Annotated in this window: 15 protein-coding genes; 10 read left to right on the top strand and 5 right to left on the bottom strand. The window is 57.0% G+C overall.

The features are described 5' to 3' along the window. Positions 1-11 precede the first annotated feature (11 nt). The 5 genes from HY298_20360 (at position 12) to mutM (ending at position 5,524) form a co-directional block, all read left to right on the top strand. Complete coding sequence (locus HY298_20360; protein MBI3852617.1) at positions 12-1,373, top strand: trypsin-like peptidase domain-containing protein; 1,362 nt, start codon at positions 12-14, stop codon at positions 1,371-1,373. Then, positions 1,370-2,851 (top strand): hypothetical protein, encoded by a 1,482-nt coding sequence (locus tag HY298_20355; protein ID MBI3852616.1) that lies wholly within the window; start codon positions 1,370-1,372, stop codon positions 2,849-2,851. The genes HY298_20360 and HY298_20355 overlap by 4 nt, the downstream gene beginning before the upstream one ends. Before the next feature lie 285 nt (positions 2,852-3,136). Continuing rightward, positions 3,137-3,862: a UMP kinase gene (locus tag HY298_20350; protein MBI3852615.1), complete on the top strand. Its 726-nt coding sequence runs from the start codon at positions 3,137-3,139 to the stop codon at positions 3,860-3,862. Positions 3,863-4,033: 171 nt separating this feature from the next. Continuing rightward, positions 4,034-4,663 carry a phosphoribosyltransferase gene (locus HY298_20345; protein MBI3852614.1) on the top strand — a complete coding sequence of 210 codons (630 nt, stop codon included), beginning with the start codon at positions 4,034-4,036 and terminating at the stop codon, positions 4,661-4,663. A 6-nt stretch (positions 4,664-4,669) separates the two neighbouring features. Continuing rightward, positions 4,670-5,524 (top strand): bifunctional DNA-formamidopyrimidine glycosylase/DNA-(apurinic or apyrimidinic site) lyase, encoded by an 855-nt coding sequence (gene mutM, locus HY298_20340; protein MBI3852613.1) that lies wholly within the window; start codon positions 4,670-4,672, stop codon positions 5,522-5,524. A 13-nt stretch (positions 5,525-5,537) separates the two neighbouring features. Here mutM and HY298_20335 read toward each other — a convergent pair whose 3' ends face one another. Together HY298_20335 and HY298_20330 are read right to left on the bottom strand one after the other, a co-directional pair. Continuing rightward, positions 5,538-6,041 (bottom strand): hypothetical protein, encoded by a 504-nt coding sequence (locus HY298_20335; GenBank protein MBI3852612.1) that lies wholly within the window; start codon positions 6,039-6,041, stop codon positions 5,538-5,540. 12 nt (positions 6,042-6,053) lie between these two features. Then, entirely contained in the window at positions 6,054-6,806 is a 753-nt protein-coding gene (locus tag HY298_20330; protein MBI3852611.1) for a hypothetical protein, read from the bottom strand. 105 nt (positions 6,807-6,911) lie between these two features. On the opposite strand from HY298_20330, the gene nadC reads away from it, so the two are divergent. The 3 genes from nadC to HY298_20315 all read left to right on the top strand — a co-directional run bounded on the left by nadC (position 6,912) and on the right by HY298_20315 (position 9,750). Next, positions 6,912-7,766 (top strand): carboxylating nicotinate-nucleotide diphosphorylase, encoded by an 855-nt coding sequence (gene nadC / locus HY298_20325; protein MBI3852610.1) that lies wholly within the window; start codon positions 6,912-6,914, stop codon positions 7,764-7,766. Positions 7,767-7,847: 81 nt separating this feature from the next. Continuing rightward, a complete protein-coding gene (locus HY298_20320; protein MBI3852609.1) occupies positions 7,848-8,828 on the top strand; it encodes a biotin--[acetyl-CoA-carboxylase] ligase in 981 nt (326 codons plus the stop codon). Positions 8,829-8,913: 85 nt separating this feature from the next. After that, positions 8,914-9,750: a type III pantothenate kinase gene (locus tag HY298_20315; protein ID MBI3852608.1), complete on the top strand. Its 837-nt coding sequence runs from the start codon at positions 8,914-8,916 to the stop codon at positions 9,748-9,750. Positions 9,751-9,781: 31 nt separating this feature from the next. Here the strand turns inward: HY298_20315 and HY298_20310 are convergent, their stop codons facing one another. Beyond that, positions 9,782-10,189 (bottom strand): hypothetical protein, encoded by a 408-nt coding sequence (locus HY298_20310; GenBank protein ID MBI3852607.1) that lies wholly within the window; start codon positions 10,187-10,189, stop codon positions 9,782-9,784. Positions 10,190-10,629: 440 nt separating this feature from the next. Between HY298_20310 and HY298_20305 the strand changes: the two genes are divergently transcribed. Both HY298_20305 and HY298_20300 read left to right on the top strand, forming a co-directional pair. After that, positions 10,630-11,430 carry a tryptophan synthase subunit alpha gene (locus HY298_20305; GenBank protein ID MBI3852606.1) on the top strand — a complete coding sequence of 267 codons (801 nt, stop codon included), beginning with the start codon at positions 10,630-10,632 and terminating at the stop codon, positions 11,428-11,430. Between the two features lie 99 nt (positions 11,431-11,529). After that, positions 11,530-12,666: a mannose-1-phosphate guanylyltransferase gene (locus HY298_20300; GenBank protein ID MBI3852605.1), complete on the top strand. Its 1,137-nt coding sequence runs from the start codon at positions 11,530-11,532 to the stop codon at positions 12,664-12,666. Positions 12,667-12,751: 85 nt separating this feature from the next. Here the strand turns inward: HY298_20300 and HY298_20295 are convergent, their stop codons facing one another. After that, positions 12,752-14,569 (bottom strand): HAMP domain-containing protein, encoded by a 1,818-nt coding sequence (locus HY298_20295; protein MBI3852604.1) that lies wholly within the window; start codon positions 14,567-14,569, stop codon positions 12,752-12,754. A 112-nt stretch (positions 14,570-14,681) separates the two neighbouring features. Further along, positions 14,682-16,025, bottom strand: coding sequence for a sigma-54-dependent Fis family transcriptional regulator (locus HY298_20290; GenBank protein ID MBI3852603.1), 1,344 nt, complete (start codon positions 16,023-16,025; stop codon positions 14,682-14,684). Between the last annotated feature and the right edge of the window lie 214 nt (positions 16,026-16,239).

The raw sequence follows: 16,239 nt of genomic DNA, 5'->3' as shown, positions 1-16,239 counted from the left end.
TCGTCCAGATCATGACGTTCAGTCAGCAGCCGATTTGGGACGCCCCGTGGCGGTTTGATGCAGTCCGGCGCAGCAGTGGAACGGGCTTTGTCATCCAGGGCAAACGGATCATGACCAACGCCCATGTCGTGAGTTGGGCGCGCCAGATTTTGGTGCGCCGCTTTCAGGACCCGCGTCCTTATGTGGCCAAAGTTCTTTTTGTGGCGCACGATTGCGACCTCGCGCTGCTCGAAGTTGAGGACGAACACTTCTTCGATGGTCTGGAGGCGCTCAGTTTCGGTGAACTGCCCAAGGTCAGGTCCGCGGTTGTGACTTGCGGCTATCCTGCAGGTGGCGAACAGATTTCTTACACTCGCGGGGTGGTGTCGCGCATCGAGGTGCAGGCTTACGCGCATCCCGGCAACCGGTCGTTCCTGGCGGTGCAGACGGATGCCGCGATCAATCCCGGCAACAGCGGCGGGCCGGTCTTGCAGGACGATCTGGTGGTGGGTGTGGCGTTTCAGGGCATGCCCGGTCTCGAAAACACAGGCTTTTTCATTCCGCCTCCCGTGATCAAACATTTTTTGAAAGACATTGAAGATGGGAGCTATCACGGATTCGCCACGGTGGGCATCCGGCTCATGCCGCTGCAAAATCCTGCCTACCGGCGTTACTTGAAATTGCCGGACGACAACGTTGGCGCGTGCATCGACAGTACTTTGCCGAATTCCACCGGCGAAAAATTATTCCGGCGGGACGATGTACTGCTACAGGTCGGCCCCTACTCCGTCGGCAGCGATGGGACGGTGATGTATGATGGCAATCGGGTCGCCGTGGCGGCGGCGTTTCAAACTGTCCAGCAGGGTGAAAGTCTGCCGGTAAAAATCTGGCGGCAAGGAAAAGAAGTCGAGCTTCCCGTTGCGGCGTCGGTTTATGGCGCCGACCGGCTGCTGGGCAATCAATATGACGTGTTGCCGCGCTATTTTGTTTATGCCGGTTTGGTGTTCACCCCGGCGAGCTTGGATTACTTGAAAACGTTCGGTCGGAACTGGCGTGACTCCGCCAATGCAGAGATGGTTTACGAATTACTTTACCGACGTTATGAATCGCCGGAAACGGCACGTCCAGAACCCATCGTCCTGGTTTCGACATTGGCCCACCCGGTCAATGCCAACGTGAAAACTGCTGCGCGCGCGTTGGTCGATACGATCAACGGCATCCGGGTCGAAAAACTAGAAGACGTGGTGCGCGCCTTCGAGTCGGCGACAAACACACACCATGTGATCGAGTTTCTGCCCAATCACGCCTTCGAGACGCTCGACCGGGCGGAAGCCAATGCGGCCAACGCGGACATCTTGAAGAACTATGGCGTTCCCAAGGACCGGCGTTTATGAAAATAAGAACCCTGCTTTTGGCATTGCCAATCATTCTGTCGGCGCCGGTTTGCGATTCTGGCCGCGCTGCTGCACGTTCGGACACGCGCGATTGGGAGCGATCCATTGTCAGTCTCGACGCGACGCGCAAACAATATGATTTCTTCCTGCCTTGGTCGAAGCAGGTGCAGACTGTCGTCAAAGCCGGCATCGTGATCGGTCCGCGCGAGATTTTGACCACGGCGGACGAACTGGAAAATCACACGCTCATCCGGTTGCAAAAAGGCGGGCGCGGTCAATGGTGGAACGCTGAAGTTAAATGGATCGATTACCCCGCGAATCTGGCGATTATTACCACTTCAGACGAAATTTTTTGGAACGGATTAAAGCCGGTCAAACTGGCTGACTCGATCACCAAAGACGGCGACATCCGGATTTTTCGCTGGCGCGCGGGCAATCTTGAATCCCGCAAGGCGGAGTTTAACCGCTTTACCGTTGGCAGCGGCGAGCGGAGCGACGCCGCGCGGGTCCAACTCGAGTTGAGTTCCGAGATTGATCGCGTCGGCTGGTCCGAGCCGGTCGTCATGGGTGCGAAGGTCATCGGCCTGGTCATCGCGCACGCGGAAAATTCTCCCAAAGCACTGCCTTCCCCGTTTATTCGCTCTGTCCTGGAAGCCCGGCGCAACGGCGCCTATCACGGATTGGGTTACTTTGACTTTACCTGGCAACCTGCGGAAAACCCTCAAACCCTCGACTTTCTGAAGCTCGGAGGTGACCGTCGCGGCGTGCTGACCATCGATTCACCAACCACTCCGGGAAGCGAGCCGGCGTTGAAACGGCGCGACGTCTTGTTGCGGATCGATGGCTTTGATATCGACATCCAGGGCGATTATGTGGATCCCCATTACGGGCATCTCATGCTGGAAAATATCTCGACTCGAAACAAATGGGCGGGCGATCAGGTGAAGTTGAAAATCTGGCGCGATGGCCACAACCAGGAAGTGTTGTATCGGCTGCCCAAGGCCGAAGATGCCGCCCGGCTGGTTCCGGAAGCGCAGTTCGACCAGGAGCCGGAATACTTGATCGCCGGTGGGTTGGTTTTTCAACCGTTGTCCAGGAATTATCTGCGCAGTTGGGGGCAAGACTGGAAACGACGCGCCCCGTTTCGCCTCGCGTACTTCCGCTACGAAAACCAAACGCCGGAACGACCCGCGGTCGTGGTGTTGTCCCAGGTGCTGCCCGACGCTTACAATCTGGGCTACCAGGACGTGCGCAGCCTGGTTGTTGAGCGAGTCAACGGACAACGCATCAGCCGTTTGCCTGATCTGGAAAAGGCGCTGCGAAATTCCGCCGACGGCTTTCACATCTTCGAATTCCAAAAAGGTGAAACGTGGCAACGACTCGTGCTTGATGCGCAAGAACTGGAGACAGCCACCCGGCGTGTCCTGCAACGGTATGGCATCGAGAAGGACCATGTCTTTTCTGCGGCCGCCAAATAGAGAAATAATGCTATCCACCGGATTCCCTTTCACGCATCGGACACGCTAAAGCGTGAACTCCAACGTTGCGCGAGGTCGGTTCCGTTGGAGTTCAACCTTTAGGTTGGCGCTGGCGGAATGAAGTGGAATCAACTGGCGAGCACAGCAAGACAGACCACCCAGACTTTCTTTCGTGATCCGCCGCGTGCGGTTGGCTGCATTGACAAGGCTGGGGCTTTGATTTGACGTTCTCCTTGGCGATTGTTACAAAGGCATCACCATGTTGCGACCCACAACTCTTGCCCGATGAAAAAATCCGGACAACCCCGCTATCGTCGTATTCTGCTCAAGCTCAGTGGTGAAGCCCTCGGCGGCGAATCGGGCGTGGGCATTTGTCCCGAAGCGGTTCACAGCATGGCGCAACAAATCAGCGAAGTGCGAGAGTTGGGCGTCCAGGTGGTTGTAGTCATCGGCGGCGGGAATATTTTTCGTGGCCTGGCCGGCAGCGAGCGCGGCATCGAACGCGCCACGGGCGATTACATGGGCATGCTGGCCACCGTGATCAACTCGCTCGCGCTGCAGGACGCGCTGGAGAAACTCGGCGTGGCCACGCGTGTGCAGAGCGCCATCACCATGTCTCAGGTGGCCGAAGCGTTCATCCGCCGGCGTGCGGTGCGGCATCTGGAAAAAGGGCGCGTGGTGATTTTTGGCGGCGGCACGGGGAATCCCTATTTCTCGACTGACACGGCAGCGGCGTTGCGCGCCAACGAAATCGGCGCGGAAGTCATTCTCAAGGCCACCAAGGTGGACGGCATCTACGACAGCGACCCAAAGAAAAATCCCAAGGCCAAACGCTTTGCGCAAATCAGTTATCTCGAGGCCCTCCAGAAACAACTCAAGGTTATGGATTCCACCGCGTTCTCGCTTTGCATGGACAACAAGATGCCGATCATCGTGTTTGATTTGTTCCGCCCGCACAATCTCAAGCGCGTCGTGTTGGGAGAAAAAGTCGGCACACTGGTGACGGGGTGAAGGGATTGAAATACCCAATCACCCAAGATTCAAATACCCAACACGGGTTTGGGTGGTTGGGTAATTTGGTACCTGGGTGTTTGTGTAAACGGCAATTCGACCTTTTGGGTAATTAAACCAAAGAGTGTTGTGCCCCTCGGCTTCAATTGAAACTGTGATTATCTATCCGCCATGACCTTTGCATCGCGCGAAGAAGCGGGGCAAAAACTGGGGCGACATCTCGCCGACGCCGGAGTTGAGATCGATCTGGTCTTGGGATTGCCGCGCGGCGGCGTCGTTGTGGCGGCGGAAGTGGCACGAACTCTCCACCTACCGTTGGCCGTGCTAGTAGTCCGCAAGATCGGGCATCCACGTCATCGCGAATTTGCTGTGGGCGCGATCGCCGATAACGGCGTAGTGGTGCTGGACACGGACGCGATGAGAAGCAGCGGCGTTGACCGCGCCGAACTGGACGAAGTCATTGCCGAGGAAACCGAACGGTTGCGGCATTACCAATCCGAGTTTCATCAAACCGGGGCTCCCAATCTTCGTGATAAGAACGTCCTGATTGTGGATGATGGCCTGGCGACCGGCGCGACAACCGAGGCCGCCGTGTTGTCCGCCAAGAAACAGAACGCAGCGAGCGTCATCGTCGCCGTTCCGGTGGCTTCGACCAATGGGGTTGAGCGATTGTCCGGCGTCGCCGACAAGGTGGTCGCGCTACTGACCGATCCGTGGTTCGACGCGGTTGGCCGCTATTACGAGTTTTTTTCACAGACCACCGACGAGGAAGTGCTCGCGCTGCTGCGCGGTCAAGCGTGATTCTCCATGCCTGAACTGCCCGAAGTTGAAGTCCTGGTTTGCCACCTCTCGCCGCTGCTGAAAGGCAAGCGCGTGCGCCGGGTCGAGGTGTGCCGGACCAAAGTGCTTTCGCCCACCACGCCTCGCCAACTTTCGCGGGCTTTGCTTGGCGCACGATTTATCGGCGTGTCACGACGCGGCAAATATCTGCTGTTCGATTTGCGCCGCGCCGGTCAACGCGAACCCTTGGTGTTACTGGGTCATCTCGGAATGACCGGGCGAATTTATTTGCAGGAACGAAACGGCGCATTGCCACGCCACACTGCCGTGATCATCAACTTGGGCAAAATGAATTTGATTTATGAGGACACCCGCTATTTCGGACGATTGACACTCGACACCAGCCCGCTCGCGGTGCTCGGACCGGAACCGCTTACGACTGATTTTCGTGTGGCGGATTTTGCGTCGGCACTGAAACGGTCTGCGCAGGCGATCAAGGTGAAATTGCTTGACCAATCGCTCGTCGTCGGCGTGGGGAACATTTACGCCAGCGAAGCATTGTTCCGCGCGGGCATTTCTCCGAGATTGGCGGCGCGCCGACTGACGCGAAAACAAGTCGAGCGTTTGTGGCAGGCCATTCGCGGTGTGTTGTCGGAGGCCATCGAGTTGGGAAGCACGGTGCCGTTGGATTGGGCGGGGACCGGCCAGCGCGATGGACTTTTTTACTATGGACGGGCGGCGGAGTCGCCTGATTATTACGAGGAGCGATTGTTGGTTTATGATCGCGAGGGGAAGCCGTGTTCAAAATGTGGCGCTGCAATCAAGCGTTTTGTGCAAGCCGCGCGCAGCACGTTTTACTGTCCCCGCTGTCAACACAGTTGAGATTCACCTTCGCTTATTTCCTTCGCAGCGGCATCAATCCGAAATGCAGCAACACCCAGAGCGGAAGGGCAAAGATCACGATTGTGGCGACCACGTCCCAAGACCATTTGAGATAGCCGGACTGGATGGGAAAGATGGCAATCATGAAATAATTGCTGAAGCGGGAATGGCCGAGGAACGAACAACCGCGCGGATACTTATGGCGCAACCCACTAATCAGAGCCACGATTCCGGTCACCAAAACCAAAATCGTGACCATGACGTTCACGGCAAACAGCGTGTCAATGTTGAACGGCGGCGCGCTCGTGGGGCGTTTGGAAAGATATTGGTATGACCAGTGCGCACCGGCCCAGAGGAAACTGAAACCGGTTTGAATCGCGGTGCGGAACGAGGCTTTGTTTGAGGTCAACTCGTTAAGCAACCAGCCGAAATACAGCGGCACAATGCCCCAAATCAACTCGACGTGCTGAAACGGCGTCTGAATGAGTTTCCAAAAAATGGTCCAGTAACTTTCCATCGCACTGTGTTGCTAACGGAGTGATTGCGCCGCCGATTTTGGCGAGGTCGTCTCGCTTGGTGAGGGTTGCTTGTTCAGATACGGTTTGATCACTGAAGTCCAAAGTTTGTAGCCTTCTGTGTTGAGGTGAAGACCATCGGAAGCGAACAGTTCCTTTCGCGGTTCACCGTCTGACCCCAGCATGGGTGCGAAAACGTCGATGAACATCAATTTCTCGTTCTTCCGCGAATACGCTTCGATCAACTGATTCGCTGCCTTCATCTTTTCAACCAGTCGCCAGCGGGCGAGGCTGGGCTTGATCGAGATGTAGGCGATTCGAGTTGCGGGAAGCGTCGCTTGGACTTTTTGCACGAAGGATTTGAAGTCGGCTAGAACGTGTTCCGGCGGTTTGCCGGCGGCGATGTCGTTGTCGCCGGCATACAACAAAACCACCTTCGGTCGATAGGGAATCACGATGCGTTCGGCGAAGGTGACAGAATCAGCCAGTTGAGACCCACCGAAACCCCGGTTGATTACTCGGTGCCCGGTAAAATCCTGCGCCAGGGTTTTCCACAGCCGGATGCTGGAACTGCCGACAAAAAGAATCGCGCCTTTCGGCGGGGGATTGGTTCTGTCCGACGCTTCGAACGCCTGTATGTCGGCTTCCCATTTTGATTCCGCCGGTTTGGTCTGGGCCAGCAGCGTCAACGAGGTTTGGGAAATGCCGAATCCTGCCAGCGCAAGGCAAACCAATAATGCGTTCCATCGCGCAGATCGTTTGAACATGATGGAACTTTGGCACGAAGCAGTGACGGGTAAAAGTCGTTTGTTTGCGATGGTGGCCAGCCTTTTCGAATTTACCTTTTTCCTGTTTCTCATCACGCTGGCGGCATGGAACCGCTTTCCGCTGACGAGATTCGCCGCCATGTGCAGTCCGCACTGACGGAAGATGTGGGCAGCGGCGATGTTACCACGCTGGCGACGGTGCCGGAGCGCGCGGTTGCCAAAGCGTTCATGGTGGCGCGCGAATCGTTGGTCGTTGCCGGTCTGGATCTGGCGGAGGCGGCGTTTCGCGAGCTTTCACCCGACATAAAAATTGCGCGCGTCGCCAAGGATGGCCAGTCAGTGAAGGAAGGCCAGCAGTTGCTGACCGTGGAAGGACCTGCCCGCACGATTCTCAGCGCGGAGCGGGTCGCGTTGAATTTCGTTCAGCGGCTCTCCGGTATCGCTTCATTGACGGCGCAGTTTGTCGAAGCGGTGAGAGGGACGCGCGCGCAAATTCTCGACACGCGCAAAACCACGCCCGGCTGGCGTCGTTTGGAGAAATATGCCGTGACATGTGGCGGGGGGCATAATCATCGTCTCGGTTTGTTCGACATGGTTTTGATCAAGGACAACCATCTGGCCGCGTTGAAGAACGAATCACCGAATCCAATTGCCGCAGCCGTGGAGCGCGCCCGCGCCGGATATCCGGCACTAAAAATCGAAGTGGAGGCTGACACTGTGGACCAGGTGAAACAAGCGGTGGAAGCCGGCGCCGACATCATTCTGCTCGACAACATGAATCTGATCCAGTTGCGTTTGTCCGTTCAAAAGGCGAAGGGCCGCGCGAAAACGGAAGCCAGCGGCGGTGTGAGCCTAGCCAATGTCCGCGCCATCGCGGAGACGGGCGTGGATTACATCTCCGTCGGCGCGATCACCCATTCGGCTCGCGCGGTGGACATCGCCCTGGATTTTGAAACTTAGCGTTGGAGTTCAAGCTTTAGCTTGCTCGGGGGTAGGATTGAGATTTTCGGAACAAGCTGAAGCTTGAACTCCAACCAACACATGACGACTGATGCACAAATTTTATCGGCGCGGCGGGCCGCGCGGGACGACGGAGTCTCGGGCGGGGACTTGGCGCAAACGCTGGGCATCAGCCGCGCGGCCATCTGGGCGCGGATTGAGGAATTGCGCTCTTTTGGCTACGACATTGAGGCCAGTCCCCATCGTGGCTACCGGCTCGTCAACGCGCCGGATCAGTTGCATGCCGACGATTTGCTTTCCCGCCTCGGCAAAACCAAGGTCATCGGTCGCGACATTCGCGTGTTTCAGGAAACTACTTCAACCAACGACGTCATCGAAAAACTCGCGCGGGACAGTGTCAAGGAAGGCGTCGTGGTTTTTGCCGAATCGCAAACCAAGGGCCGGGGACGACTTGGTCGCAAGTGGATGTCGCCACCTCGCAAAGGGCTTTGGTTTTCTTTGCTGCTGCGCCCGGCGATGCGCCCCACGGCAGCGACGCAACTGACGATTGCCGCAGCAACGGCGTTGTCCCGCGCAATTCGCCTGCACACCGGCGTCACACCTGAAATCAAATGGCCGAACGACATCTTGATCCGGGGCAAGAAGGTCGCCGGCATCCTCACGGAACTGAGCGCCGAGTTGGACAAGGTGAAATATGTCATCCTCGGAATCGGTGTGGATGTGAACCTGAGCGCGGGAGAATTTCCGCACGAACTGCGCAAGCTGGCCACTTCGTTGAAGATCGAAACGGGCCAAGGTCTGGACCGGGCGGAGTTGGCAGTGGACATATTGCGGGAGTTGGATCGTGATTACGCGCGCATTTGTGCCGGTCAGTTTACCACCGTGGCCGACGAGTGGGAGTCGCAGTGCGCAACCCTCGGTCATAATGTGGTCATCCGGTTGGGCGACCGGCAAATCCAGGGACGGGCCGAATCGCTGGATGTGGATGGCGCTTTGCTGTTGCGCACACAGCACGGCCATCTGGAAACAATCATCGGCGGCGATGTGTCGTTGGAGAAATGAAAAATGCAAAATTAAAAATTAAAAAGCCGCCCTACGGCGGAGCTTCGGCATTTTGCATTTTTAATTTGTCATTTTGAATTGCCCAATGATTTTGCTTTTCGATATTGGGAACACAAACACGCACGTCGGGTTGGCCAATCACCAGCGTGTGGTGAGACAAACGGACATCGCCACGTCGGCGTGGTTCGATGGTTCTGCACCGAAATTAGTGCGGCGCTTTGTCGAGGCGGGATTGAGCCTCGTAGCCGCCGAGATAACGAGGCGGAAACCACGGGCATTGTTGAAAGCCCGCCTCCTCACGTCGGCGGCTACGCTGACTGGTGCCGCCCTTTGCAGCGTCGTGCCGCGCGCCACGCCGCTTGTTCACAAGGCAGCAAAGCGGGTTTGGAATTTGTCCCCTCTCGAACTGACCCCGAAAACGTTGCGCGGTGTGGGCATTGATTATCCGCAGCCGGAAACCATCGGCCCGGACCGCTTGGCTAATGCCGTCGCGATCAAACATCACTACGGCGCGCCGGCAGTGGTCGTTGATTTTGGCACGGCGGTGACGTTCGACGTGGTGGACCGCGCGGGGAATTACGTCGGTGGCATCATCGCGCCGGGTTTGACGGCCATGACCGACTATCTGCACGAGAAGAGCGCCTTGCTGCCGAAAATCAAAATTCGCGAAGTGCAGGCGGTCATTGGCAAGAACACCGAACAAGCCATGTTGATCGGGGCGGTGCACGGTTATCGCGGGTTGATCCGGGAGTTGATAATGGAGTTGAAGCGCGAATTGAAAACACGCCGACTGCCCGTTGTGGCCACGGGCGGTTACGCGAAGTTGATTGCGTCGAAGCTGCCGGAGATTTCCGCCGTCGAGCCAAACCTAACGCTCGAAGGATTGCGGCTGGTTTGGATGGCGAATACTGCTGCGAAATGACCTCCAGCTATGCTCAAGTTAGGCATCATGTTCATGGTATCTGGACGAACGGCTGCGGGTTAGAAAGGCGTGAGCCAAACTCCGCGGAGAGAGTTGGCATCAACAAACGCTTGGCCTGCTTGTATGCTGGCGGCGTCGGTCCGAAACCACCCACGAGGTCTATCAAAACATCGTCGCGGTAGAATCGCGCGCCAAGATCAACACGAAAATTTCTAACTTCTGGCTGCGTATAAAAAAACAAAGTCTCCGGCACACGCGATTCTGCTGTGCGGTCCTTCAGACCGGCCTTATCAGCTACAGTCTGCAACGCAGATCTCAGCTTTGCGGCATCTGGTGAACCAGCAGCCACTCCTGCAATCCGATACTGCTGCCAGTTCATTGTGTCACAGCCCACGACAAATAGAACCACAATCAATAGGAATGCGAAGTTTGGTTTCATGGCGTTTGATGCGGTCAACCGATAATGGACAGCGGGTTCGTCCCGACTATCCTTATTCATGAGGCGACCCTATTCTGGATATAAGAGGTTGTCGAGGCTGGTTTTTCAGCGGTTATGAGTCCTAGCTCCGTCAGGAGCGGCATCTCTATAGAAACCGTTTCCAAACATGACGCAAGCCCCGTAGGGGCGACATATGATCACGGCCGGCGTCTCGCGAGAATTCCATTCACCAAGACCGCAACCATAATGAAATATTGCACCCGAGAGACCGATGCCGCCCCTACGGGGCTTACGGCCTTATCGGATTAGCTTTCTATAAATATTGCGCCCCTACGGGGCTGGCCGAAGTTTGGGCGTGGTTTGTTGTCTCCAGCAGTGTCCGAGCAAATACGGAACTCCAAACTTGCAACCTGCAACCGGCAACGGAACAATCCAGCCACATGAATCGCATTGAGGAATGCTTCGCCAAACTGAAGCGCGAGGGCAAAAAAGCTTTCATCGTCTATATCGGCGCGGGTGATCCGAATCTGGAGGCCACGCGCCAACTCGGTCTGGCTTTCGACAAGGCGGGCGTGGATATTTTGGAACTCGGCGTTCCGTTCAGCGATCCGCTGGCGGACGGTCTGGTGAATCAGCTTGCGGCGCAGCGCGGTCTTGAGTCGGGAACAACTCCACCCAAAGTTCTCGAAACTGTGGTGGCCGTGCGCCAGCAGTCCCAGATTCCCATCGTGCTCTACATCTACTTCAACCTGATTCATAAAGTCGGCATGGAGCGGTTCATCGCGGACGCGGCCAGGGCCGGCGTGGATGGTTTGCTTGTGCTGGACCTGCCACCCGAGGAGAGCGACAACTACGAAACGCTCATGCGCAAAGCGGCTCTGTGCCACATCTACCTCATCGCGCCGACAACACCGGAGGATCGCATGGAATTCATCGTGAAGCGCGGTGCGGGTTTCATCTACTACATCTCGCGCGAAGGCGTGACGGGAATGCAGAGCAAGGTCGCCTCGAACCTCGCGGAACAGGTCGCGAAGATTCGCGCGCACACGGCGTTGCCCATCGCGGTGGGCTTTGGCATCTCGAATCCCGAACAGGCGAAGCTCGTCGCGTCAGTGGCGGACGGAGTGGTGGTGGGCAGTGCCGTGGTGAACCAGATCGCCGAGCATGCCAAATCATCGGAGTTGGTAAGCAAAGTAAGCGGGTTTGTGAAGTTGTTGGCTGACGCAGTGAAATCCATTTGAATCTACCGCAGATGAACGCAGATAAACGCAGATTTATGAGCTACACCGCAAGCCAAAGCCCATCTGCGTCCATCTGAGTTCATCTGCGGTCAAAATCCTATGAGCGCAAGACCTAAGACCGACATCAAAAACCGTTTCGTCATTATCATGGCTGGCGGCAAGGGCGAGCGTTTCTGGCCGGTGAGCCGGGAGAAGACGCCCAAGCAACTCCTTGCATTGCTCGGCAAACGCTCCTTTTTGCAAGAGGCCGTGGATCGAGTGTTGCCGCTCGTGCCGGCAAAGAACATTTTCGTCATCACCAACGAGGTTCAGTTGCCGGAAGTTCGTAAGCAACTGCCGAACATTCCGAAGCAAAATCTCGTCGCCGAGCCCGTTGGCCGTGACACCTGTGCCGCCGTCACGTTGGGCGCGGCGCTCGTTGGAGCGCGTTCGACAACCGGTGTCATGTCGGTGTTGCCCGCCGATCACGTCATTCCGGAAGAGAAAAAGTTTCAGCAGGTGTTGGTTGATGCGTTTGATCTGGCTTCGCGCGGGCAGGCCATCATCACGATCGGCATCAAGCCGACCGAGCCAAACACGGGCTACGGATACATTCGCGTCGGTGAAGCGCTGCCGGCACCGCCCGGAGTGAAAAGCTATAAGACGGTTTTCCACCGCGCCGAGCAATTCACGGAGAAGCCGCATTTCGACAAGGCCCTGGAGTATCTGCAGAGCGGCCAGTACCGCTGGAACGCGGGCATGTTCATCTGGAGTTTTGTGACGATCACCGAAGGATTGCAGAAACATCAGCCGGAAATGTATGAGGCCTGCCAGCGCTGGTTTAAGGTCGCAAACAACCCGGCGAAGCTCGCCAAGACGCTCGCGAAAGAATATCCCGACATCAGGAAAGTCTCGATCGATTATGCGCTGATGGAGCACGCGCAAAATGTGGTGGTGGCGGATGGCGCTTTCGCGTGGGACGACCTCGGGGCGTGGAATGCGCTCGCGCGCCATCTCAAGGCCGACGCCGAAGGCAACTGCGCGGTGGCGGATTTCATCCACGTGGATGGCGCGCGCAACCTCATCTTTGATGCGCGCACGAAAACCCGCACGCCGATTGCGGTGGTGGGATTGCGCGATGCCATCCTTGTGCAAACGGACGATGCCGTGTTGCTGGCGCACAAAAGCCAGGTGCAAAAAGTGAAGGAACTGGTGGCCAAGCTGGCGGCGTCCAAGGAATACAAGAAACTGGTTTGAGCAATCAACCGCCGGGGGTTTGAAGACCTCCCGATCCAGGGCCTTGACAGCGATGGGCGGGGTGCCGTCCTGTGCGCGGGATTGGCTACGACACCAGCGCCTCACGCTCCACCGCCGGCAGCACGAGGTAAAACTCACTACCTTGGCCGGCCTGGCTGCGCACGCCGATCTGTCCGCCATGGGCTTCGACGATTTCCCGCGCGATGGACAAACCCAGCCCGACGCCGCGTTTGGTCTGCCCGGGCACGCGAAAGAATCGATCGAAGATACGGTCCTGAAATTCCTCCGGAACACCCGGGCCCTGGTCAATCACACTGAATTTCACCCCGTTGTTCTCGACCTGCGCCACGCGCAAGGTGATTTCCCCATGGGGAGGGGAATGTTTTATGGCATTGTTGATAAAGTTGGTGAACACATGGTTGATCCGCTGGCGATCCACCATGACGGCGGGTAAATCCGGATCCACGACACTTTTGATCTTCAGAAATTTTGTCATCACTGATTCGCGCAGCCCCTCCATCACCTTGCTGACCAGGTCGGCCGAAGCAATTACCTCCTTGTGCAAACCGGGGTTGCCTTCATCCAGCCAGGTCAGGTCGAGCAGGCTGTTGAGAATTCGCAACAGGCGTTCGGCGTCGTCGCGCGCAGCGGTGAGGAGGTCCTGTTGCATCGGCGTGAGGGCGCCGGCGGTTTTTTCGAGCAAAATATGCAATACCAGCCGCACGCTGGTCAGGGGCGTTTTAAGTTCGTGGCTGACGGTGGCCACGAGGTTGGTTTTGACATCGTCGAGCAGCCGGAAGCGGGTGACGTCATACAAGACGACGGCGACGCCAATCAGGACGTTCTCCTTGTCTCGCATGGCGAGAATGCGCGGCAGAAAAAAGATCTCATGACCGCTGAACCGGAAGGAAACGACTTCCTTGAAGCTGTTGGGCAAAAAGTTTTCGCCGGTTCCCAGCACCTTCTGAATGAGCACGCGCAAACGAGCGGGCAATTCACCTTTGAGCTTGAGGCTGGCCTCGAGGGCCTCGGCGGCCGGATTTTTTAATTCAATACGGCCTTCCTTATCGAGCACGAAGATGGGGTCGGGAAAGGTGGCAAGCGTCGATTCCATGGTGCGGTGCAACCGGCCAATTTTTTCCGTAGTGCCCTGGCGGTAGGCCTGGAGTTGAACGGCCATTTTGTTGAACGATTCGGCTAGTTGCGCCAGTTCATCCTTGGAGGAGACGGCAACAAGTTGATCGAGATTGCCTTCCCCCACTTCGCGGGTGGCCTTGGTCAAAGATTGAATCGGCTGCATGATGGAACGGACCAGATAGTAACAGGCGATTCCAGAAATAGTGAGCGCGACCACGATCCCGATGATCATCAGGCGGGTGACGTCGCGCGTGTTTTCTTTAAGGCTTTGTCTGGTGGCAAGAATCGACTGGTTGTTCAAGTCGGTGATTCTTTCCAACAATTGCTTCATCTCCAGAAGCCGGGGCGCCATTTCGCGGTCGTACTCCTCCTCCGGGAATTTAAGCTGGCGCAGGGACAGAATCCAGTTGCCGGTGCGTTGGAAAGCGTAGTAATTGGTCGCGAGCTGTCCGCTCAATTCCTTGACGGCGGGCGATGCCATGCGCTTGAGTTGCTGATGGAGGTTCTCTTCAAAGTGCTTTTGGCTTTCGGTGAACTTGGCTTTGCCGTTGTCGCGATCCATCTCCCGCCAAAGCAACATGCCTTTGTCCATTCCCGCCAGCGCCACACTCATCTGCTGGGCCGCCACCACGCTCCGGTAGTTTTCGCTGACGATCAGGTCCACGCTGCCGGTGAGGCGCGAGAAAAGCGCGATGGCATAAACTCCGACCGCCAGAAGAATCACCACGAACGGCACCAGGTTCAGGAACAAGCGCGTGCGCAACATAATCGTTGTGGACGGATTGAGCCGAGTCCAAGCCAGGCGCGACGAGCGGGAGGCAAGTCACTTGCCAGATTTCTGCTACTAAACGCTTCGAGGATCACACGGGAGAGCGAACTCATAACGCCAATTTCTTTCGTTTGCGGTAAAGAGTGGCCGGATCAACCCCCAAAATCTGCGCCGCTTCCTCCATCGTCGCGGTCCGGCTGATCACCCGCCGCAGATGCTCTTTTTCCAGGTCTTCCAGTGAGATTTTTGCGCCCACTTCGACGCCCTTGATCTCGAATTGAGTGGTGGATTGGCTTATTTTTTCCGGCAAATCATCCAGTTCAATGTGATCTGTGCCGGCGAGAATGACGGCGCGTTCCACGACGTTGCGCAATTCGCGCAGGTTGCCCGGCCAGGAATAATGCAGGATGGCCCGCTCGGCTTCGGGCGAAAAACCCTTGATGCGCTTGCCGCATTGCGCCGCAAAGAAATGGAGATACCCCGAACCGATCTTGCGCAAATCACCCATGCGCTCGCGCATCGGCGGCAACGGGATGGAGATGACGTTCAGCCGATAAAACAAATCCTCGCGAAAACGGCCTTCGCGGACGGCTTGTTCGAGGTTCTGGTTGGTGGCCGCGATCAACCGGACGTTGGCGCGCCGTGGCTTGGCTTCGCCGACCCGCTCATATTCCTTGTCCTGAACCAGGCGGAGCAATTTGGATTGGATTTCCAGTGGCAGGTCGCCGATCTCATCCAGAAACAGGGTGCCGCCGTCGGCGCGCGCGACTTTCCCCCAAGTTTCGCCGACCGCCCCGGTGAACGCGCCTTTGACATGGCCGAAGAGTTCGCTCTCCAGCAATTCCCGCGAGAGGCTGGGGCAACTCACGATGACGAACGCATTGTCCTTTTGCTGGCTGCGTTCGTGAATGCCGCGCGCCAGAACGGTTTTGCCGGTGCCGCTTTCGCCGGTGATCAGGATGGTGGCCGGCGTGGCGGCGGCTTTGAACGCCAGATCCAGAAGTTTCTGCACGACCGGATCGGTAGTGGACAGGTCTGTAGTGGGAGAATCTGCCGAAAGCCGGGATTCGAGATCGGCCAGGCGACCTTCGAGTTTGCGGGTTTTGTTGATCCGGCTGATCACCTGCCGGATTTGTTCCGGCGTAAATGGCTTGGGGATATAATCGATTGCGCCCAGCCGCATGGCTTGCACGGCGGTTTCGATCGAGGCATAGGCCGTGAACACGACCACATCCAACTGCGGGCTGCTCTTGAGCAATTCGGGCAGAAGCTCAAGCCCGCTTTCCCCATTCAATTTCAAATCAAGGAAGGCGACATCAAAACTGGCTTTTTCAAGCTGCCTCAGGGCGGCGGTGCCAGTTTCGACCCCGACCGTTTCGTGGCCCATTCCTTCCAGCACCACAGCGGTGGTTTTGCGAATGTTTTCTTCGTCGTCAATAATCAGCAGGCGCATACGTTCAGCCCATCTTCCACATTGGCTTACGGTAAGCATAGCGGGCGGCGAACGCGCAGGCGAGAAAGAATATTGAGAATTGGCGATGCCGTTTCAGCCCTTCCACCGGGACCGATGGGGCGGGGCGGCGAGGGGGAAAGCGAGCCGGCCAAGTGTTCCGTCTGGAAATCGTGAAGCCGGCCGAAGATTTGAGAAAGGACATGGGTGAGTCAGT

The sequence above is a fragment of the Verrucomicrobiota bacterium genome (genome assembly GCA_016200005.1).
Taxonomy (GTDB): domain Bacteria; phylum Verrucomicrobiota; class Verrucomicrobiia; order Limisphaerales; family PALSA-1396; genus PALSA-1396.
The sequence above is the reverse complement of the archived record's forward strand: the minus strand, read 5'-3'. Positions and strand labels throughout refer to the sequence as shown.